19 protein-coding genes and 1 pseudogene are annotated in these 19,403 nt (G+C 69.1%); 17 read left to right on the top strand and 3 right to left on the bottom strand.

The genetic code is table 11. The features are described 5' to 3' along the window. Positions 1 to 72 precede the first annotated feature (72 nt). Positions 73 to 1,107: a RecB family exonuclease gene (locus tag OG254_RS10305; protein ID WP_405579754.1), complete on the bottom strand. Its 1,035-nt coding sequence runs from the start codon at positions 1,105 to 1,107 to the stop codon at positions 73 to 75. A 174-nt stretch (positions 1,108 to 1,281) separates the two neighbouring features. Here OG254_RS10305 and OG254_RS10300 point away from each other — a divergent pair, with 174 nt between their 5' ends. The 3 genes from OG254_RS10300 to OG254_RS10290 all read left to right on the top strand — a co-directional run bounded on the left by OG254_RS10300 (position 1,282) and on the right by OG254_RS10290 (position 4,700). Further along, positions 1,282 to 2,886, top strand: coding sequence for a site-2 protease family protein (locus tag OG254_RS10300; protein ID WP_405579751.1), 1,605 nt, complete (start codon positions 1,282 to 1,284; stop codon positions 2,884 to 2,886). A gap of 71 nt (positions 2,887 to 2,957) precedes the next feature. Next, positions 2,958 to 3,860: a tRNA (adenine-N1)-methyltransferase gene (locus OG254_RS10295; RefSeq protein ID WP_093909072.1), complete on the top strand. Its 903-nt coding sequence runs from the start codon at positions 2,958 to 2,960 to the stop codon at positions 3,858 to 3,860. A 261-nt stretch (positions 3,861 to 4,121) separates the two neighbouring features. Continuing rightward, positions 4,122 to 4,700, top strand: coding sequence for a hypothetical protein (locus OG254_RS10290; protein WP_405579747.1), 579 nt, complete (start codon positions 4,122 to 4,124; stop codon positions 4,698 to 4,700). A 58-nt stretch (positions 4,701 to 4,758) separates the two neighbouring features. On the opposite strand, the gene OG254_RS10285 is transcribed toward OG254_RS10290, so the two are convergent. Then, the gene (locus OG254_RS10285; RefSeq protein ID WP_147997025.1) at positions 4,759 to 5,064 is read right to left on the bottom strand and encodes a ferredoxin; all 306 of its coding nucleotides are present in this window, start codon (positions 5,062 to 5,064) and stop codon (positions 4,759 to 4,761) included. 245 nt (positions 5,065 to 5,309) lie between these two features. Here OG254_RS10285 and arc point away from each other — a divergent pair, with 245 nt between their 5' ends. The 6 genes and pseudogenes from arc (at position 5,310) to prcA (ending at position 11,213) form a co-directional block, all read left to right on the top strand. Then, positions 5,310 to 7,076, top strand: a complete 1,767-nt coding sequence (arc, locus tag OG254_RS10280; protein WP_405579743.1) for a proteasome ATPase — start codon at positions 5,310 to 5,312, stop codon at positions 7,074 to 7,076. 245 nt (positions 7,077 to 7,321) lie between these two features. Continuing rightward, the gene (gene dop / locus OG254_RS10275) at positions 7,322 to 8,833 is read left to right on the top strand and encodes a depupylase/deamidase Dop (RefSeq protein WP_405579740.1); all 1,512 of its coding nucleotides are present in this window, start codon (positions 7,322 to 7,324) and stop codon (positions 8,831 to 8,833) included. Positions 8,834 to 9,031: 198 nt separating this feature from the next. Continuing rightward, a complete protein-coding gene (locus tag OG254_RS10270) occupies positions 9,032 to 9,250 on the top strand; it encodes a ubiquitin-like protein Pup (protein WP_019757212.1) in 219 nt (72 codons plus the stop codon). A 144-nt stretch (positions 9,251 to 9,394) separates the two neighbouring features. Beyond that, positions 9,395 to 9,589, top strand: a pseudogene (locus OG254_RS10265) (endonuclease domain-containing protein); the annotation flags it as partial. Next, positions 9,541 to 10,386: a proteasome subunit beta gene (gene prcB / locus OG254_RS10260; RefSeq protein ID WP_351198367.1), complete on the top strand. Its 846-nt coding sequence runs from the start codon at positions 9,541 to 9,543 to the stop codon at positions 10,384 to 10,386. The pseudogene OG254_RS10265 and the gene prcB, both read left to right, overlap by 49 nt. 59 nt (positions 10,387 to 10,445) lie before the next feature. Beyond that, on the top strand, positions 10,446 to 11,213 hold the full coding sequence (gene prcA, locus OG254_RS10255) for a proteasome subunit alpha (RefSeq protein ID WP_405579736.1): 768 nt from the start codon (positions 10,446 to 10,448) through the stop codon (positions 11,211 to 11,213). Positions 11,214 to 11,292: 79 nt separating this feature from the next. Here the strand turns inward: prcA and OG254_RS10250 are convergent, their stop codons facing one another. Continuing rightward, positions 11,293 to 12,309, bottom strand: coding sequence for a LacI family DNA-binding transcriptional regulator (locus OG254_RS10250; RefSeq protein ID WP_405579733.1), 1,017 nt, complete (start codon positions 12,307 to 12,309; stop codon positions 11,293 to 11,295). A 98-nt stretch (positions 12,310 to 12,407) separates the two neighbouring features. Here OG254_RS10250 and OG254_RS10245 point away from each other — a divergent pair, with 98 nt between their 5' ends. The 8 genes from OG254_RS10245 (at position 12,408) to OG254_RS10210 (ending at position 19,310) form a co-directional block, all read left to right on the top strand. Further along, a complete protein-coding gene (locus OG254_RS10245) occupies positions 12,408 to 13,667 on the top strand; it encodes an MFS transporter (RefSeq protein ID WP_405579731.1) in 1,260 nt (419 codons plus the stop codon). Positions 13,668 to 13,676: 9 nt separating this feature from the next. Beyond that, entirely contained in the window at positions 13,677 to 15,038 is a 1,362-nt protein-coding gene (pafA, locus tag OG254_RS10240) for a Pup--protein ligase (protein WP_405579728.1), read from the top strand. A 152-nt stretch (positions 15,039 to 15,190) separates the two neighbouring features. After that, positions 15,191 to 16,195 (top strand): FKBP-type peptidyl-prolyl cis-trans isomerase, encoded by a 1,005-nt coding sequence (locus tag OG254_RS10235; protein WP_405579725.1) that lies wholly within the window; start codon positions 15,191 to 15,193, stop codon positions 16,193 to 16,195. 64 nt (positions 16,196 to 16,259) lie between these two features. Continuing rightward, complete coding sequence (locus OG254_RS10230; RefSeq protein WP_351198358.1) at positions 16,260 to 16,631, top strand: FKBP-type peptidyl-prolyl cis-trans isomerase; 372 nt, start codon at positions 16,260 to 16,262, stop codon at positions 16,629 to 16,631. Between the two features lie 155 nt (positions 16,632 to 16,786). Further along, positions 16,787 to 17,740: a helix-turn-helix transcriptional regulator gene (locus OG254_RS10225; protein ID WP_405579722.1), complete on the top strand. Its 954-nt coding sequence runs from the start codon at positions 16,787 to 16,789 to the stop codon at positions 17,738 to 17,740. Between the two features lie 18 nt (positions 17,741 to 17,758). Next, positions 17,759 to 18,799 carry a helix-turn-helix transcriptional regulator gene (locus tag OG254_RS10220; protein WP_405579720.1) on the top strand — a complete coding sequence of 347 codons (1,041 nt, stop codon included), beginning with the start codon at positions 17,759 to 17,761 and terminating at the stop codon, positions 18,797 to 18,799. Continuing rightward, entirely contained in the window at positions 18,796 to 19,095 is a 300-nt protein-coding gene (locus OG254_RS10215) for a hypothetical protein (protein WP_405579718.1), read from the top strand. The genes OG254_RS10220 and OG254_RS10215 overlap by 4 nt, the downstream gene beginning before the upstream one ends. A 20-nt stretch (positions 19,096 to 19,115) precedes the next feature. Continuing rightward, positions 19,116 to 19,310: a hypothetical protein gene (locus tag OG254_RS10210; RefSeq protein WP_128427945.1), complete on the top strand. Its 195-nt coding sequence runs from the start codon at positions 19,116 to 19,118 to the stop codon at positions 19,308 to 19,310. The last annotated feature ends 93 nt before the right edge of the window (positions 19,311 to 19,403 follow it).

The raw sequence follows: 19,403 nt of genomic DNA, 5'->3' as shown, positions 1-19,403 counted from the left end.
TCTCCTTCGCTAGTCCGGCCCCATTCTGCCCTGCGCGCCGCCACCGGACTCGCCCGCCCTGACCGGCAACGACTACAGCGCCCCGGGGGCGCCCTCCGGAGTCCCGGCCGAACCCGGGTCGGGCACGCGCACCGGCAGCGGATACGGCGGAGGAGTGCCGCCGAATTCCGGGCAGTGCGCCTGGTGATCGCACCAGCCGCACAGCTTCGTCGGCCGGGGTCGCCAGTCACCCGACTCGGTCGCCTGCCGGATCGCGTCCCACAACGCGAGCAGCTTGCGCTCGACCCGCTCCAGGTCCGCGAGCACGGGGTCGTACGTCAGCACGTCACCGCTGCCGAGATAGACCAGCTGAAGCCGGCGCGGGACGACCCCCTTCAGCCGCCAGACCACCAGGGCGTAGAACTTCATCTGGAACAGTGCGCCCTCGGCGTACTGGGGCCGGGGCGCCTTGCCCGTCTTGTAGTCGACGATGCGCACCTCGCCCGTGGGTGCCACGTCGACCCGGTCGATGATCCCGCGCAGTCTGAGGCCCGAGTCCAGCTCGGCCTCGACGAACAGCTCGCGCTCGGCGGGCTCCAGGCGGGTCGGATCCTCCAGCCCGAACCAGCGCTCCACGAGCTGCTCCGCCTCACCCAGCCAGGTCGCCAGCTGCTCGCCCTCGGGATCGTCCGCGAACAGCTCCACGACCTCCGGCTTGGTCTCCCGCAGCCGGTCCCACTGCCCGGGGATCAGCGACTTGGCGCGCGGAGCGGTCCGCTCGGCGGCCGGTGCGTCGAAGAGCCGCTCCAGCACCGCGTGCACGAGCGTCCCCTTGGTCGCCGCCGCACTCGGCTTCTCGGGCAGCCGGTCGATCACCCGGAACCGGTACAGCAAGGGGCACTGCATGAAGTCACTGGCACGGGAAGGGGACAGCGAACTCGGCGGTATCACCGGCCGGACGGTGGCCGCGGTGGCCGTGGGCTCGGTGGCCGTGGGCTCACCGTCACCTGCCGCGGCCGCAGCCGCCGTACCGTCCGTCCCCGCCGGAACCTCGTCCGCCACCGGCCCCGCCACCGGCGCGGTGTCACTGCCGCCGTCCGCCGCGGCACCCTCCGTGCTCGTCTCCATGACCACAGACCTTACGGCCCACCACTGACAGTGACCCACCCCGGCTGTTACGGCCGGTACGTCAGGGGAAACTCAGGGGGTGCCGGGGCGGAACGCGTCAGGGTGGCCGCATACCATCGACACGAGACCCTTTCGCCCGGCAGGCGCGGAAGACGCTTCGAACGAGGGGACACCGTGGACGAGAGCGGCGGGAGCGGGCAGCCGCGGTCCGGCACCGACGAGTCGAGCGAGCGCCGACCGGACCGGACGGCCCCGGCCACCGACCCCACACGCCCCGATCCGACCCGCGACGACGCCGCCCACGAGGATTCCTCGGCCCCGCCCGCCCCCGAGAACCGCACAGAGGGCGAAGCCCCGCGGGACGCACGGGGCACGGACGACGAGAGCGATGCATCCGGCAAGGACGCCGGGGTCGGCCCGGCCGGCCGCTCGGACACGGACGAGCCCGTGCAGGACGCCGCCCCCGTGACACCACCGGCGTCCGCGCCCTCCGAGCCCCCCACAGAAGCGGCCCCCACCCCCGACCAGACCCGGCGCCCGCACCCCGACGCCCCCACCACGCCCCACCTCGACCGCACCCTCGCCCACTCCGGCACCGCCAAGGGCCGTCCGCCCCAGCGCCCCAAGGACCCCCGGGGCGGGCTGCTGATGGGGCGGCCGTTCGGGGTGCCCGTGTACGTCGCGCCCAGCTGGTTTCTGGTCGCCGCGCTGATCACCTGGGTGTTCGGCGGGCAGCTCGACCGCGTACTGCCCGAGCTCGGCGCCGCCCGCTACCTCGTCTCCCTCTTCTTCGCGGTCGCCTTCTACGCGTCCGTCCTCATCCACGAACTCGCCCACACGGTCGCCGCCCTCCGCTTCAAGCTGCCCGTGCGCCGCATCCAGCTCCAGTTCTTCGGCGGCGTCTCCGAGATCGAGAAGGAAGCCGAGACTCCCGGCCGCGAGTTCGTGCTGGCCTTCGTCGGCCCCCTGCTCTCCCTCGTCCTCGCCGGCGTCTTCTACGGCGCCATGCAGTTCGTCGAACCCGGCACCGTCCCCGGCGTCCTGCTGGCCGGCCTGATGGTCTCCAACCTCATCGTGGCCGCCTTCAACCTGCTCCCCGGCCTGCCCCTGGACGGCGGCCGCATGCTCCGCGCGGTCGTCTGGAAGATCACCGGCAAACCCATGAAGGGCACCATCGCCGCCGCCTGGGTCGGCCGCGCCCTCGCCGTCTCCGTCCTGGTCGGCCTGCCCTGGCTCACCCAGTCCGGCGCCCTCGGCTCCGACGCCGTCGACAACGTCGGCATGGACACCGTCATGGACGCCCTGCTCGCCGCCATCCTCGCGGCGATCATCTGGACCGGCGCCGGCAACAGCCTGCGCATGGCCCGCCTGCGCGAGCACCTCCCCGAGCTGCGCGCCCGCAACCTCACCCGTCGTGCCGTCCCCGTCGAGACCGACACCCCCCTCTCCGAGGCCCTGCGCCGCGCCAACGCCTCCGGCGCCCGGGCCCTGGTCGTCGTCGACGCCGACGGCAACCCCGTCTCCCTCGTCCGCGAGGCCGCCATCGCCGGCGTACCCGAACACCGCCGCCCCTGGGTCCCCGTCAGCGGCCTCGCCCAGGATCTGACCGACGGCATGCGCGTCTCCGCCGAACTCTCCGGAGAGGAACTCCTCGACGCCCTGCGCGCCGCCCCCGCCACCGAGTACCTGGTCGTCGAGGAGACCGGCGAGATCTACGGCGTCCTCTCGGCGGCGGACGTGGAGCGGGCTTTCGTGAAGGCGATGGCCCGCCCGAACTGAGCACCGCACTCCCCAGCGGTGCTGCCTTGTTCGTGGTCAGCCGCCTCCACAAACCCCGGTAGGCTGTTCACATGTCCGAACCGACCGGTGCCGCCCGCAGGCGCGGGCCCTTCAAGGTCGGGGACCAGGTACAGCTGACCGACCCCAAGGGCCGCCACTACACGTTCACGCTCGAAGCCGGGAAGAACTTCCACACCCACAAGGGCTCCTTCCCGCACGACGAACTGATCGGTGCTCCCGAGGGCAGCGTTGTCCGAACGACCGGAAACGTCGCCTACCTCGCGCTGCGCCCCCTGCTCCCCGATTACGTCCTGTCCATGCCCCGTGGGGCAGCCGTCGTCTATCCCAAGGACGCGGGACAGATCCTCGCCTTCGCCGACATCTTCCCCGGCGCCCGCGTCGTCGAGGCCGGCGTCGGCTCCGGCTCGCTCAGCAGCTTCCTGCTGCGGGCCATCGGCGACCAGGGCATGCTGCACTCCTACGAGCGCCGCGAGGACTTCGCCGACATCGCCCGGCAGAACGTGGAGCGCTACTTCGGCGGCCCGCACCCCGCCTGGCAGCTCACCGTCGGCGACCTCCAGGACAACCTGAGCGACACCGACGTCGACCGCGTCATCCTCGACATGCTCGCCCCCTGGGAATGCCTGGAGGCCGTCTCCAAGGCGCTCGTCCCCGGCGGCATCGTCTGCTGCTACGTCGCCACCACCACCCAGCTCGCCCGGACCGTCGAGTCCATCCGCGAGATCGGCTGCTTCAACGAGCCGACCGCCTGGGAGACGATGATCCGCAACTGGCACATCGAGGGCCTCGCCGTCCGCCCCGACCACCGGATGATCGGACACACGGGCTTCCTGCTCACCGCCCGCCGACTCGCCGACGGAGTCGAGCCGCCCATGCGCCGCCGACGCCCCGCCAAGGGCGCCTACGGCGAGGACTACGAAGGCCCCAACGCCGACGGAGGCTCCGGCCGCTGAACCGGCCCCGCACTCCACCCAACGCACCGGCGCTGTGGTCGAGTTCCCAGGTCACCCCGGGAACTCGACCACAGCGCCTTTCTGTTGACGTAAACCCGACAACCGGCAACCCGCCGAGCGCCGAGCGCCCCACCCGCACCCCCGACCGCCGGACATCCGGCACGGGAACTCCACACCCCCGCCGTTCCGCCACCCTGTGACGTGTGGCACGATGCTGGCCACCCACCCCCACCGGCACAGCCCTCACAGGAGACGCTCCTAGTGCAGCAATCCGCCGTCCCGGAACTGGCACACACCCACACCCGGCCCATCCACTGGCTCGCCACCGCCACAGCGGTCGCCGGTGTCGTGGCGCTCTCCTCGGTCCTCCAGCCCAACCCGGCGACAGCGGCCCCGACGGCCGGCCCCGAGGCGAAGAACGCCCCCGCGGCCACCACACCACCCGACCCCGCCCGCATCGAGTTCCCCCTCGAATGCGGCCCCGTGGAAGCGGTCGTGGTGAAGAAGGCCACCGGAGACCTCGACGGCGACGGCAGCCCGGAAACCGTGGCCGTCGTGCACTGCGACTCCCCGATGGGCACCCCGCCCGACGGCGTCTACGTCCTCACCCACGCCAAGGCGAGCGCAACACCCCGCCTCGTCGCGACCCTCGTCGATCCCAAGGACAGCATCACCGTCAGTGACATCGCTGTCCGTGACGGAGGGGTTGAGGCCGAGCTGCTCGGCTACTCGTCGGCCGACGTACCCCGTTGCTGCCCCGACGTGAAGGACAGCGCGAAATGGCAGTGGCAGAACGGTACGTTCGTCCGCTCGACACCCGCCGGTGCGCACAGCGTCTGACTCACGCCACCGAGTGTTGTGAGAAATCAGACAGTCGTAACACCCCGTGTACGCAAGGTCACTCGGCGTCCGGGCCGAACACTTCGACCTTGTCCGAAACCCGACGCACATGGATGCAGTCGCCCGGGCACTCCTTCGCCGAGTCCACCACATCCGTGAGAAGCGGCAACGGCACTGGCGTAGTGGCCCCCTTGGCCTGCAGGAGCTCGTCCTGCGAGCTCTTCACGTAGGCCAGGCCGTCGATGTCCAGCTCGAACACCTCAGGCGCATACTGGGCACAGATCCCGTCGCCGGTACAGAGATCCTGATCGATCCAGACCTCCAGTGCCTCACCATCGACCCCGGCCGCCTGCTCCACGCTCATCTCTCCTACCGCTTCCTGCGCCGAGCCGAACGGGAATCCGGCCAGCTCTGACGGGTGTTGAACGCTTCGAGCCTACCTCCGCCTGGGTTCCAATCATGTGCGGTGGGTATTCCCCTGGCGTGAGGGAGAGCGCAAGGGTGAAGATCGGACACACCCCGACCGTCTTTGTGATCTAGGGGTTTCAATCGACACCCACCCAGGTAGGGTCTGGAAGCGTCCAGCTCCCCTTGGAGGAGGTGAGGACCGTGGCAGCCCACGACGACGACATGAACCGCGGCATCCGCCCGGGACGAGGGTCCGACGACCCGGCCGGGCAGATCGCCTACCTTGAGCAGGAGATCGCCGTCCTGCGACGCAAGCTCGCCGACTCTCCGCGACACACGAGGATCCTCGAAGAGCGGATCGTCGAGTTGCAGACCAATCTGGCCGGCGTGTCCGCACAGAATGAGCGACTCGCCAACACGCTCCGTGAGGCCCGCGACCAGATCGTGGCCCTCAAGGAAGAAGTCGACCGGCTCGCACAGCCCCCGGCCGGCTTCGGAGTCTTCCTCACGGCGAACGAGGACGGCACTGCCGACATCTTCACCGGCGGCCGCAAACTCCGCGTGAACGTCAGCCCGAGCGTCGAACTCGACGAGCTCCGGCGCGGCCAGGAACTGATGCTCAACGAAGCGCTCAACGTGGTCGAAGCCATGAAATTCGAGCGCGTCGGGGACATCGTCACCCTCAAGGAGATCCTCGAGGACGGCGAACGCGCCCTGGTGCTCGGGCACACCGACGAGGAACGGGTGGTACGGCTCGCCGAGCCGCTGCTGGACGTCACCATCCGCCCCGGCGACGCCCTCCTGCTCGAACCCCGCTCCGGCTATGTCTATGAAATCGTCCCCAAGAGCGAGGTCGAGGAACTCGTCCTCGAAGAAGTACCGGACATCGGCTACGAATCGATCGGCGGCCTCGGCAACCAGATCGAGATGATCCGGGACGCTGTCGAGCTCCCCTACCTTTACCCGGACCTGTTCAAGGAGCACGAACTGCGGCCGCCCAAGGGCGTCCTTCTGTACGGGCCCCCTGGATGCGGCAAGACGCTCATCGCCAAGGCCGTCGCCAACTCGCTGGCCAAGAAGGTCGCCGAGGTCACCGGCCAAGCCTCCGGCAAGAGCTTCTTCCTCAACATCAAGGGCCCCGAGCTCCTGAACAAGTACGTCGGTGAGACCGAGCGGCAGATCCGCCTCGTCTTCCAGCGTGCACGTGAGAAGGCCAGCGAGGGCACACCCGTCATCGTCTTCTTCGACGAGATGGAGTCCCTGTTCCGTACCCGTGGCTCCGGCGTCAGCTCGGACGTGGAGAACACCATCGTCCCGCAGCTCCTCGCCGAGATCGACGGTGTCGAGGGCCTGCAGAACGTGGTCGTGATCGGCGCCTCCAACCGCGAGGACATGATCGACCCCGCCATCCTGCGCCCCGGCCGCCTGGACGTGAAGATCAAGATCGAGCGTCCCGACGCCGAGGCCGCCAAGGACATCTTCGGCAAGTACCTCACCCAGCGTCTCCCGCTCCACCCCGAGGACGTCGGCGAGCACAGCGGCGACAAGGGAATGACGGTCCAGAGCATGATCCAGACCGCCGTGGAGCAGATGTACGCCGAATCCGAGGAAAACCGCTTCCTGGAAGTCACCTACGCCAACGGCGACAAGGAAGTCCTCTACTTCAAGGACTTCAACTCCGGCGCCATGATCGAGAACATCGTGGGCCGCGCCAAGAAAATGGCGATCAAGGACTTCCTGGAGCACAAGCAAAAGGGCCTTCGCGTCTCCCACCTCCTCCAGGCATGCGTGGACGAGTTCAAGGAGAACGAGGACCTGCCCAACACCACCAACCCGGACGACTGGGCCCGGATCTCCGGAAAGAAGGGCGAGCGGATCGTTTACATCCGCACCCTCATCACCGGAAAGCAGGGCGCCGACACCGGACGCTCCATCGACACGGTGGCAAACACCGGACAGTACCTGTAAAACCCAGGGCGGCTGCGGGTGCCCTCACCGGGTACCCGCAGCCCACTGTTTTTCCGGCCACAACCGGACCACAAGGCGTGCAAGGCAATGACGCAAATGATCTCCCCACCAGGGCAAAGGCGCTCTAGGCTCTTCCGTACCGCCGAGTCGCGCAGTGCGGGGACGGGCACCGCACACGCAACCGAGCGCCAGCGGTACTTGTGCGGCGCCCACGACCGAGGGTGCCGCCGGGCAAGGAGGGCCGCATGACCGTACGGCGAGTAATGGGCATTGAGACGGAGTACGGGATCTCCGTCCCCGGCCACCCCAACGCCAATGCCATGCTCACCTCATCCCAGATCGTCAACGCCTACGCGGCGGCGATGCACCGGGCCCGCCGGGCCCGCTGGGACTTCGAGGAGGAGAATCCGCTGCGGGACGCGCGAGGCTTCGACCTCGCCCGCGAGGCCGCCGACGCCAGCCAGCTCACCGACGAGGACATCGGCCTGGCCAACGTCATCCTCACCAACGGAGCGCGACTCTACGTCGACCACGCCCACCCCGAATACAGCTCGCCCGAGGTCACCAACCCGCGCGACGCAGTGCTCTGGGACAAGGCCGGCGAACGGATCATGGCCGAAGCCGCCGAACGCGCCGCCCAGCTGCCCGGTGCCCAGCCCATCCACCTCTACAAGAACAACACCGACAACAAGGGTGCCTCCTACGGCACGCACGAGAACTACCTGATGAAGCGGGAAACCCCCTTCTCCGACATCGTGCGCCACCTCACCCCCTTCTTCGTCTCCCGCCAGGTCTTCGCCGGAGCGGGCCGTGTCGGCATCGGTCAGGACGGCCACGAACACGGCTTCCAGCTCAGCCAGCGCGCGGACTACTTCGAGGTCGAGGTAGGGCTCGAGACCACCCTCAAGCGCCCGATCATCAACACCCGCGACGAGCCGCACGCCGACGCCGAGAAGTACCGTCGCCTCCACGTGATCATCGGCGACGCCAACCTGTCCGAGATCTCGACCTACCTCAAGCTGGGCACGACGGCCCTGGTCCTGTCCATGATCGAGGACGGTTTCATCGCGGTCGATCTCGCCGTCGACCAGCCCGTACGCACACTGCACCAGGTCTCCCACGACCCGTCCCTGAAGCGCCTGGTCACGCTGCGTAGCGGCCGCACGTTGACCGCGGTCCAGCTCCAGATGGAGTACTACGAGCTGTCGCGCAAATACGTCGAGGAACGCTTCGGGGCCGACGTCGACGAACAGACCAAGGACGTCCTGTCCCGCTGGGAAGACACCCTGAACCGCCTCGAGAACGACCCGATGAGCCTTTCCAGGGAACTGGACTGGGTTGCCAAGCGAGAGCTCATGGAGGGCTACCGCCGCCGCGACGACCTCGACTGGGACGCCGCCAGGCTCCACCTCGTCGACCTCCAGTACGCCGACGTGCGCCCCGAGAAGGGCCTCTACAACCGTCTGGCGGCCCGCGGCCGCATGCAGCGCCTGCTGGACGAGGAAACCGTGGAGCGGGCGAAGGCGAAGCCGCCGGAGGACACCAGGGCGTACTTCCGCGGCCGCTGCCTGGAGCAGTACGCCGACGACGTCGCCGCGGCGTCCTGGGACTCGGTCATTTTCGATCTCCCGGGCCGGGACTCCCTCCAGCGCGTTCCAACCCTCGAACCGCTTCGCGGAACGCGAAATCACGTCAAGGAGCTCCTGGACCGCTGCCGCACCGCAGAAGACCTGGTCAGGGTCCTGTCAGGCAACTGAGAGCGCTCGGCAGGTGTCGGCCGGACGCCGGCCGGGCAGGGTGGAAAACCCGGCGTCCGGGAATCATCGAGATGGCCCCCGTACGTTGGAGATACTGCGGGGCCGATGTCAGACCCGGCTTGTAGGGTCTGATCATCACCGATCGGCAGGAAAGCCGACCTGCCGACCATGTCGGGCGAAATGAGCGGGGTGAGGGATATGGCAACCAAGGACACCGGCGGCGGACAGCAGAAGGCCACGCGCTCTACTGAAGAGGTCGAGGAGCAGGCGGCGGAGACGCAGGCTTCCGAGGACCTGAAGGAGCGCCAGGAGAAGCTGAGCGATGACGTCGACTCGGTACTGGACGAGATCGACGATGTCCTCGAGGAGAACGCCGAGGACTTCGTGCGGTCCTTCGTTCAAAAGGGCGGCCAGTAGGCCGCTTGATCCTTCGATCTGAAGGTGAACGGGGTGGCGTGGTGGCCGGCGATGCGGAGATGAAGCGCTGCGCGCGGTGCGGTGGGTTCAAGCCGCGCGCAGCCTTCGCGGCCGGGCGCACGACCCCCGTCGGCCTGCGGTCGCAAGGCTCCGCCCGTTCATGTGGATCACTGCCCAAAGACGGGTAGGGTCCGTGGCGTAATGTGCTTCAACTGCAATTCGGCCATCGGCAAGTTGGGAGAGAATCCCGACGCCGTCCGCCGGGCCGCCGCTTACTTGGAAGGAATCGCGTGGAAGCCAACACTCGTAGCACCGGGCGTCTACCGGCTGCCTTCCTGACGCCCGGGTCGTCCTCGTTCATGGACTTTCTCTCCGAGCATCAGCCGGAGATCCTGCCCGGCAACCGCCAACTGCCGCCCACACAGGGCGTGATCGAGGCGCCGCACGGCACGACCATCGTGGCCGTGACGTTCCCCGGCGGCGTCGTGCTGGCCGGTGACCGTCGCGCCACCATGGGGAACATCATCGCTCAGCGCGACATCGAGAAGGTGTTCCCGGCCGACGAGTACTCGGCGGTCGGCATCGCCGGCACCGCCGGTCTGGCCGTCGAGATGGTCAAGCTCTTCCAGCTGGAGCTGGAGCACTTCGAGAAGGTCGAGGGCGCTCAGCTGTCGCTGGAGGGCAAGGCGAACCGGCTGTCGACCATGATTCGGTCCAACCTGGGCATGGCGATGCAGGGGCTGGCCGTGGTTCCGCTGTTCGCGGGGTTCGACGTGGACCGGGACAGGGGGCGGATCTTCTCCTACGACGTCACCGGTGGTCGTTCCGAGGAGCATGGCTTCGCCGCCACCGGCTCCGGTTCGATCTTCGCGCGTGGCGCCATGAAGAAGCTCTTCCGTGACGATCTGAGCGAGGCCGATGCCACGACGCTCGTGGTGCAGGCCCTGTACGACGCGGCTGACGACGACTCGGCGACCGGTGGTCCCGATGTCGCCCGCCGGATCTACCCGATCGTCACCGTGATCACCGAGGACGGTTTCCGTCGGCTGGGCGATGACGAGTCCTCCGAGATCGCCCGTTCGATCCTGGAGCGGCGTCTGGAGCAGCCCGACGGCCCGCGGGCCGCACTGCTGTAGCGGTCGTTCCGTCTTATCAAGGTGATCCTGTGACTTCGACAGAAAGGGACGGATAACCGGTGTCGACGCCGTTCTATGTCTCACCCCAGCAGGCCATGGCCGACCGGGCGGAGTACGCCCGCAAGGGCATCGCCCGTGGTCGCAGCCTGGTCGTGCTGCAGTATGCCGACGGCATCGTGTTCGTCGGCGAGAACCCGTCCCGTGCGCTGCACAAGTTCAGCGAGATCTACGACCGGATCGGCTTCGCGGCGGCCGGCAAGTACAACGAGTACGAGAACCTGCGGATCGGCGGCGTGCGATACGCCGATCTTCGTGGTTACACCTATGACCGTGATGATGTGACCGCCCGTGGTCTGGCCAACGTCTACGCCCAGACGCTGGGCACGATCTTCTCCTCCGCGGCCGAGAAGCCGTATGAGGTGGAGTTGGTCGTCGCCGAGGTGGGCGTGACGCCGGAGGGTGATCAGATCTACCGGCTCCCGCATGACGGGTCGATCGTGGATGAGCACGGTTCGGTCGCGGTCGGCGGCAATGCGGAGCTGATCAGCAACTATCTGGATCAGCGCCATCAGGACGGCATGAGCCTCGCCGAGGCCCTGGAGCTGGCCGTGCAGGCGCTGTCACGTGAGTCGAACGGCACTCAGCGGGAGATTCCCGCGGAGCGCCTGGAGGTCGCGGTGCTGGACCGTACGCGTCCGCAGTCGCGCAAGTTCAGGCGCATCGTCGGCCCTCAGCTCACCCGGCTGCTGGAGGCCGGAGGGGCGACCACCGAGGCCGAGAGCGCCGACGACGAGTCCTCCGAGGAGTCCGGCGCCTCCGAGGAGTAGTCCCAGGTTTCCGCCTCACCCCGCCCGTACTGTGCCTCGGCCGACACTCGGCCGGGGCACAGGGCGTTCATGAGGGCCGTCAGGGGGTGCTGGGCGGGGCTGTGGAGCCTCGTACGACGAGCTGGACCGGAATGTCGCCCTCTTCGGGCTCGCGGCCTTCCAGGACGGCCAGGAGAGCCTGCATCCCGCGTTCACCGAAGAGCTCGGCGTCCAGTCGGACGGTGGTGAGCTCGGGGTCGATGGCGGTGGCGAGGGCGAGGTCGTCGAGACCGGTGACGGAGATGTCGTCCGGGATGCGCAGGCCGAGGCGGCGAAGCGCCTTGTAGGCGCCGGCGGCGAGCTTGTCGTCGTCGCAGATGATCGCGGTGGGGCGGGGGCCCTCGGCGGCGAGCGCGGTCTCGGCGGCGGTGCGGGCGCCGTCGATGGAGATGGGGGCGCGGACGGTCCGCAGTGAGGTGCCGGGTGTCCGGGCGAGCCGGGTGCTCAGTTCGTGTGCGCGTACTTCGAAGGTCCAGGACGCGATGTCGGCCGCGAGGTGCAGGAAGCGGCGGTGCCCGAGGCCCAGCAGGTGGTCGGTGACCTGGCGGACGCCGTCGGCGATGTCCAGGTTCACGGTGGCGGCGCCGAGGCTGCCGCCCGGGTCGCTGTCGAGCATGACGAGGGGGAGCTGGTCGCCCCGGATGGCGGTGAGGGCGTCCGCGGCCATGGAGGAGGCGATGACGCCGTCGAGGGCGGCCTGGGCGGAGGCGAAGGGGTTGCGGGCGGGGCCGATGCCTTCGGGGGAGGGGTAGAGGACTACGCCGAAGCCGCTGCGGGCGGCGACGCGGGCGGCGCCGGTGTAGACGCCGGCGAAGAATTCGGTGGTGAGCGCGGGTACCACCAGGAGTACGGTGCGGGTGTGGCCGAGGCGCAGGTTGCGGGCGGCGAGGTTGGGCCGGTAGCCGAGCTCGCGCGCTGCCTGCCGTACGCGTTCGGCCGTGGCCTCGGCGACGCGGCCGCGCCATTTGTCGCCGAGGACGAGGGAAACCGTGGCCTGGGACACGCCCGCGGCCTGGGCGACGTCCCGGCTGGTGGGGCGGGTGCTGCCGTGTGCCACCTTCCGCCTCCTCCTTTGCCTGGACTCGTGAACAGCGCACATGGTACGTATGACGAAGGACGTTATACGTAAAACTTCAGCGGAGGGCGGCGCGGCCGATGACCGGCGCTTACGTGGAGATCCTCAGGGCGAGGCATGCCGCCCGGCTGCTCGTCGGCACGCTCATAGGGCGGCTGCCGAACGCCGTGGCCGCTCTCGCGATCCTGCTGTTCGTGCGCGCGGAGGGCGGCTCCTACACCTTGGCCGGTGGGCTGGCGGCCGTTTACGGGGTCGCCAACGCGGTGGGTCAGCCGCTGCTGGGGCGGCTGGTGGACGTGCACGGGCAACCGCGGGTGCAGCTGCCGGCCGCGGTCGCCTCGGCGCTCGCGATGGCCGCGTTCGCCTTCGTGGGCATCGATCCGCTGGCCCTCGCCTATGCCTCGGTGGCGGCCGCAGGCCTGTTCACGCCGCCTCTGGAGGGCGGTCTGCGGGCGCTGTGGTCGTCGGTCCTGCACAAGGACGGCCAGGTGCACACGGCGTACGCGATGGACGCGGTGGCGCAGGAAGTCATGTTCACCCTGGGCCCGTTGCTGCTGACGCTGTGCGCGTCGCTGTGGTCGGCGCAGGCGGCGCTGCTCGTACTGAACGTCATCGGGGTGCTGGGCGCCCTGTCCGTGGTCGTGTCGCCGCCCTCGCGCGCGTGGCGCTCGGCGCCGCGCGAGGCGCACTGGCTGGGGGCGCTGCGCTCGGCGGGGCTGCTGGCGCTGCTGGCGTCCTTCCTGTTCGTCGGCGTGGCGATGGGGTCCATCGCGGTGGCGGCGGTGTCGTACGCCGACGACCACGGCGGTGACGTGGTGTACGGCTGGCTGATGGCGGGCCTCGGGCTCGGCGCGCTGGTCGGTGGCACGGTGTACGGGGCGCGGCAGTGGAGCGGCGAGCCGGCGCGGCGACTGCGGCTGCTGGTGGCGCTTCTGGCGGTGTGTTACCTGCCGCTGATGCTGATGCCGGGAGCGGTCGCCATGACACTGCTGGCGGTACTCGCCGGGGTGTTCCTCGCGCCGTGCATCGCATGTGCGTTCGTGCTGGTCGACCGGCACGCGCCGCGGGGGACGGTCACCGAGGCGTTCTCCTGGCTGGTGACGACGTTCACGGTGGGCGCGTCGGTCGGAACGGGCCTCGCGGGGCCGGTGGTCGAGGCGGGCGGGGCCTTCTGGGGGTTCGCCGTGCCGGGTGGCGCGGGGGCCGTGTCGTTGCTGGTCCTGATGGCCACGGGACGGGTCCTCGCAGCTCCCGGCAGGGGTGCGGTGGTTGCGGCTTCATCGGAAAATGATCCAAACCGTGCCGTCGAACCCCGTTTCAGCTCAGGGGATCGGGCGTAATGTTCAGTCATGGACCGCCGCATTTTCGGGCTGGAGAACGAGTACGGCGTCACGTGCACGTTCAGGGGACAGCGCCGCCTGTCGCCTGACGAGGTGGCGCGGTACCTCTTCCGCCGTGTCGTGTCATGGGGCCGCAGCAGCAATGTCTTTCTTCGAAACGGCGCCCGCCTCTATCTAGACGTGGGATCGCATCCGGAATACGCGACACCGGAATGCGACAACGTGACCGAACTGGTCACCCACGACAAAGCGGGCGAGCGCATTCTCGAAGGACTCCTGGTGGACGCCGAACGACGCCTGCACGAGGAAGGAATCGCGGGCGACGTCTACCTCTTCAAGAACAACACCGACTCGGCGGGCAACTCCTACGGTTGCCATGAGAACTATCTCGTGGCGCGTCACGGGGAGTTCTCCCGGCTCGCGGACATCCTCATTCCGTTCCTGGTCACCAGGCAGCTTCTCTGTGGCGCCGGCAAGGTGCTGCAGACCCCGCGGGGCGCGGTGTACTGCGTCAGCCAGCGGGCCGAGCACATCTGGGAGGGCGTCTCCTCGGCGACGACCCGCTCCCGGCCGATCATCAACACACGCGACGAGCCGCACGCCGACGCGGAGCGCTACCGCCGGCTGCACGTCATCGTGGGCGACTCGAACATGTCCGAGACGACGATGCTGCTGAAGGTCGGCGCGACCGATCTGGTGCTGCGCATGATCGAGGCGGGCACGGTGATGCGCGACCTGACCCTGGAGAACCCGATCCGGGCGATCCGCGAGGTCAGCCACGACATCACCGGCCGGCGCAAGGTGCGCCTGGCCAGCGGCCGCGAGGCCTCCGCCCTGGAGGTGCAGCGCGAGTACTACGAGAAGGCCGTGGACTTCTGCGAGCGTCGCGGAATTCGCACGGGCGTCGTCGAGCAGGTCCTGGAGCTGTGGGGCCGCACGCTGGATTCGATCGAGTCCGAGGACCTCGACCGCATCGGCACCGAGATCGACTGGGTCATGAAGTACCAGCTCATCGAGCGGTACCGGGCCAAGCACAACATGACCATGTCGCATCCGCGGGTCGCGCAGATAGACCTCGCCTACCACGACATCCACCGGCGTCGTGGCCTGTACTACCTGCTGGAGAAGAAGGGTCAAGCGGCGCGTATCTGCAACGACTTGAAGATCTTCGAAGGCAAGTCCGTTCCGCCGCAGACCACTCGGGCCCGGCTGCGCGGCGATTTCATCCGCAGGGCCCAGGAACAGCGCCGTGACTTCACTGTTGACTGGGTGCACCTGAAGCTCAATGACCAGGCGCAGCGCACGGTTCTGTGCAAGGACCCGTTCCGTTCCGTGGACGACCGGGTGGAGAAACTCATCGCCGGTATGTGAGCGACGCGTTCCGATCGGTCCGACATCCAACGGCCGTCACATCCGGCCGGAACGCAACACGGGCGCCGTACGTTTCCCGTACGGCGCCCTTCTCACGTCGTAGAGTTGCGCGCACGCCATCCACAAGATCGACCGATTATGAGGCCCCCACCGTGCGCCGACGCTCACTTCTCATCGCCGTACCCGCCGGACTGGTCACGCTCGCCGGATGCGGGGACGACGACGGGACCGATTCGAGCCAGGGAAGCGACAGCGCGTCGCCGTCCAACCCCGAGCCGTCGGCCGCGCCGTCGCCGAAGATCGTGGACGGTCCGCTGCCGGCGATCACGGCGGGCACGAAGTTCGACCAGAAGCCCACGGTCGCCAAGGGCAGCGGCGAGCCGTCGAAGGACCTCGCCGTGAAGACGGTCATCGCGGGCAACGGCAAGCCGGTCGCCGAGAACGACTGGGTCCTCGCCAACTACCTCGGCCAGATCTGGGCCACCGCCAAGGTCTTCGACAACTCCTACGACCGGGGCGCGCCCGCGTTCTTCCAGCTCTCCCAGGGCCGCATCATCGACGGCTGGCGGTACGGGCTGACGGGCAAGAAGGTCAACAGCCGCGTGGAGATGGCCATCCCGCCGACCTGGGGCTACGGCGAGCAGGGCAACGAGCAGGCGGGGATCAAGGGCACCGACACGCTGGTGTTCGTGGTCGACATCCAGGACACGTTCAACGGCAAGAGCTCCGCCAAGGGCACCGAGGTCGCCCAGGACAACGTCGACCTGCCGAAGGTGGGCACCAACACCGACGGCAAGGCTCCCTCCATCGAGATCCCCAAGACGGACCCGCCGAAGAAGCTGGTGGCGAACTACGTCCTGGAGGGCGACGGCGACAAGCTCGCCGCCGAGAGCACGGTGCTGGTCCAGTACAAGGGCGTGCAGTGGGACACCGGCAAGGAGTTCGACTCGACGTACGCCAAGGAGCAGCTGGTGTCGTTCTCGCTCCAGCAGGTCGTCAAGGGCTGGTCGCAGGGGCTGACCGGCAAGAAGGTCGGCAGCCGTGTGCTGATCGTCATTCCGCCGGACCTGGGCTACGGCGACACCCCGCCGCAGGACAGCGGCATCGCCAAGGGAGCCACGCTGGTCTTCACCGTGGACATCCTGGCCAAGATGTGACCCCGGCCGAGGTGATGAAAGACTGAGGCCGTTGCCTTTCCACAACAAGCATGGAGCGTAAGACGTGAGCATCGACAAGCCCGAGATCGACTTCCCGGGCGGCGAGCCGCCGAAGGACCTCGAGATCAAGGACATCTGGGAGGGCGACGGCGCGGTTGCGCAGGCGGGCCAGACCGTCACCGTCCACTACGTGGGCGTGGCCTTCAGCTCCGGTGAGGAGTTCGACGCCAGCTGGAACCGCGGGACGCCGTTCCGCTTCCCGCTCGGTGGCGGCCGTGTCATCAAGGGCTGGGACCAGGGCGTGCAGGGCATGAAGGTCGGCGGCCGTCGCCAGCTGACCATCCCGGCGCACCTCGCCTACGGCAACCAGAGCCCCACCCCGGCGATCAAGCCCGGTGAGACGCTGATCTTCGTGGTCGACCTGCTCGGCGTCTGATCGTCGCGTCCGATCGCCGCCTGTGATCGGCGGGCGACCGGAGCCGACTACCTGGGGCCCATGCCTGTGCGGGCATGGGCCTCGGCTTTTGCCGGGCCACTTCGGAGCGGTACGGTCAACGCTCGTAAGCACCATAGGGAAGGCGAAGGGCGTCGATGGCCATTGCCAAGGCCGAGCGGCTCATGAACCTGGCGCTGTGTCTGCTCGGGACGCGGCGGCCGCTGAGCAAGCGCGAGCTGCGTGAGTCCATCGAGGCCTATCTCGAAGCGGGCAGCGACGACTCCTTCAACCGGATGTTCGAGCGCGACAAGGACGATCTGCGCGAGCTCGGCCTGGTCATCGAGACGGTGGAGAACCTCGACGGCGACGTCGGCTATCTGGCCCGCCGCGACAGCAACCGCCTCCCGCCGATCACCCTGGACGCCGAAGAGGCCGCGGCACTGGGTCTGGCCGCCAAGGTGTGGCAGCAGGCCCGGCTCGCGGGCGCGGCCAGCGGCGCCCTGCAGAAACTGCGCGCGGCAGGCCTGCCGGAGGACGTCGACCCGTACGAGGCGCACAGTGCGCTGGAGCCCCGTATCCCCGTGCACGAGGCGGCGTTCGAGCCGCTGATGCTGGCCTGTCGGGACCGCCGCCCGGTCGTCTTCGACTACCGCAAGGCCACCGCCGCCCGTCCCGAGACGCGGCATGTCGAGCCGTGGGCGCTGGAGTGCTGGCGCGGCCACTGGTATCTGGCGGGCTGGGACCGGGACCGCGGCGCCGAGCGGGTGTTCCGGCTGTCCCGGATCACCGGTAAGGTGCGCAGCCGCAGCGGCCGCTTCACCGCCGAGATCCCCGATGTCGTCACCGTGCGGGAGACCGTCGCGAGCTGGGCGGGGGAGAACGCCGACCGCTCCGCGTTGATCCGGCTGCGCGCGGAGGCCGGGTACCCCCTTCGGGCGAAGGCCACGGCGGTGCGGGAACTCGGCGACGGCTGGGACGAGTTGGAGATTCCGTACGGCCATGGGCTGGATGCCTGGCTGGTGGAGTTCGGGCCGGACGTGGTGGTCCTGGAGCCCGCGGAGCTGCGGGCCGACGTGGTGGACCGGCTGCGTGCCGTGGCCAAGGGCTGAGGGGGAGCGGAGCGAGACGTGGCAGGCAAACCGGTCAGGCCCACGAGCGCCATCGACCAGACCCGGCGGATGCTCTCCCTGGTGACGTATCTGAAGGAGCGCCCCGGCGCCCGCGTCGAGGACGTCGCGCGCGCCTTCGGCATCTCCGAGGACGAGCTGGTCTCCGACCTGGATGTGCTGCCCATGTGCGGCACCAGCTTCCGCGGCGGCGATCTGCTCGACATCGACACCGACGGCGAGCGCATCTGGTGGCACAACCCCGACGACGTCGCCGAGCCGCTGCGGATCGCCGCCGACGAGGCGACGGCGCTGCTGGTGGCGGCCCGCGCCGTTTCCACCCTGCCCGGGCTGCGCGAGGGCGACCGGCAGGCGCTGCTGCGGGCGACCGCCAAGGTGGAGGCCGCTTCCGGTGAGGCGGCCGGCGCCAGCTCCCGGCTTTCGGTGACCTTCGAATCGGAGGGCGGCGTCTTCGCGGACGTCGACCGGGCGATCTCCGAGCGGCGCCGGCTGTGGATCCGCTACTACTCACCGTCCCGCGACGAGGTCACCGAGCGCGAGATCGACCCCATCCGCCTGGTCAGCGTCGGCCACACCTATGTCGAGGCCTGGTGCCGCCGCTCCGAGGCGCGCCGCACCTTCCGCCTCGACCGGGTCGCCGAGATCAGGATCCTCGACGAGCCGGCCGCGCCGCCCGAGGTCGAGCTGCGGGACCTGTCCGAGGGGCTGGTGCAGCCCGCGGCGGAGGATCCGGAGGTCGTCGTCGAGGTCGGTCCGGGCGGGCGCTGGGTCGCCGAGTACTACCCGCACGACAGCGCGGATGAGCTGGCGGACGGCGGGCTGCGTATCACCTTGCGCACCCCCGACCCGACGTCGCTGCGGCGTCTGGCGCTCCGGCTGGGCCGAGACGGCCACATCGTGTCGCCGCCCGAGCTGGCCGACAGCGCCCGGCAGGCGGCCCGCGAGGCCCTGGCGGCCTACGACGGGGCAGAGGTGCAGGAGTCCCACGGGGCAGGTGCGGTTCAGGAACGGCAGGGCGACAGGCAGGAGCGAGGGCTTTGAGCGAGTCGGCTACGTCCGGGTCCGGTGTGCGGGGTATCACGGTGGCGTCGGCGTTCGCCGGGATGAGAAGCGTGGCCCCGGTGATATTCCGGGCCGGCTGCCCGGACTGCCGGGGCCGTTTCGAGCTCGCCGCGAGCGCCCTGAGACTCGCCATCGGCGCGAGCAGCCGTACGACGTTCTACTCCTTCACCTGCCCCGAGTGCGGCGTATCCGTGCGCAAGCCGGCCGGTGAGCGGGTCATCGAGCTGCTGACCGGCGGCGGGGTCAGCACCCTGCGGCTGCACTCCACGTTGTAGGACGGTCTAGGCTCGCCTTCATGTTCTGGCCGATGTTCGCGGTAGCTGTGGGTTTCCTGGGTCTCGCCGTCCTCGGTGTGCTCGCCGTGCGGGTCTTCCTGGAGGCGCAGCGCCTCGGCCGGCAGGTCACGGACTCCGCGCGGCGCATCAGCAGGGCCGCGGAGGACCTGGAGCGGGCGAGCATGAGCGCGGCCCGGGCTGTGGACTCCCTTTAGCCGTCCCAAGGAATGGGTGTGAGTCCTGGGCCCTATGCGTTTTGGGCCACTTCGCCCTGTCAACTTGCCGCCGTGGACAGGTACGCTGCTGGT

The sequence above is a fragment of the Streptomyces sp. NBC_01092 genome (genome assembly GCF_045039535.1).
Taxonomy (GTDB): domain Bacteria; phylum Actinomycetota; class Actinomycetes; order Streptomycetales; family Streptomycetaceae; genus Streptomyces.
This window is presented reverse-complemented; position numbering and strand designations above follow the sequence as displayed.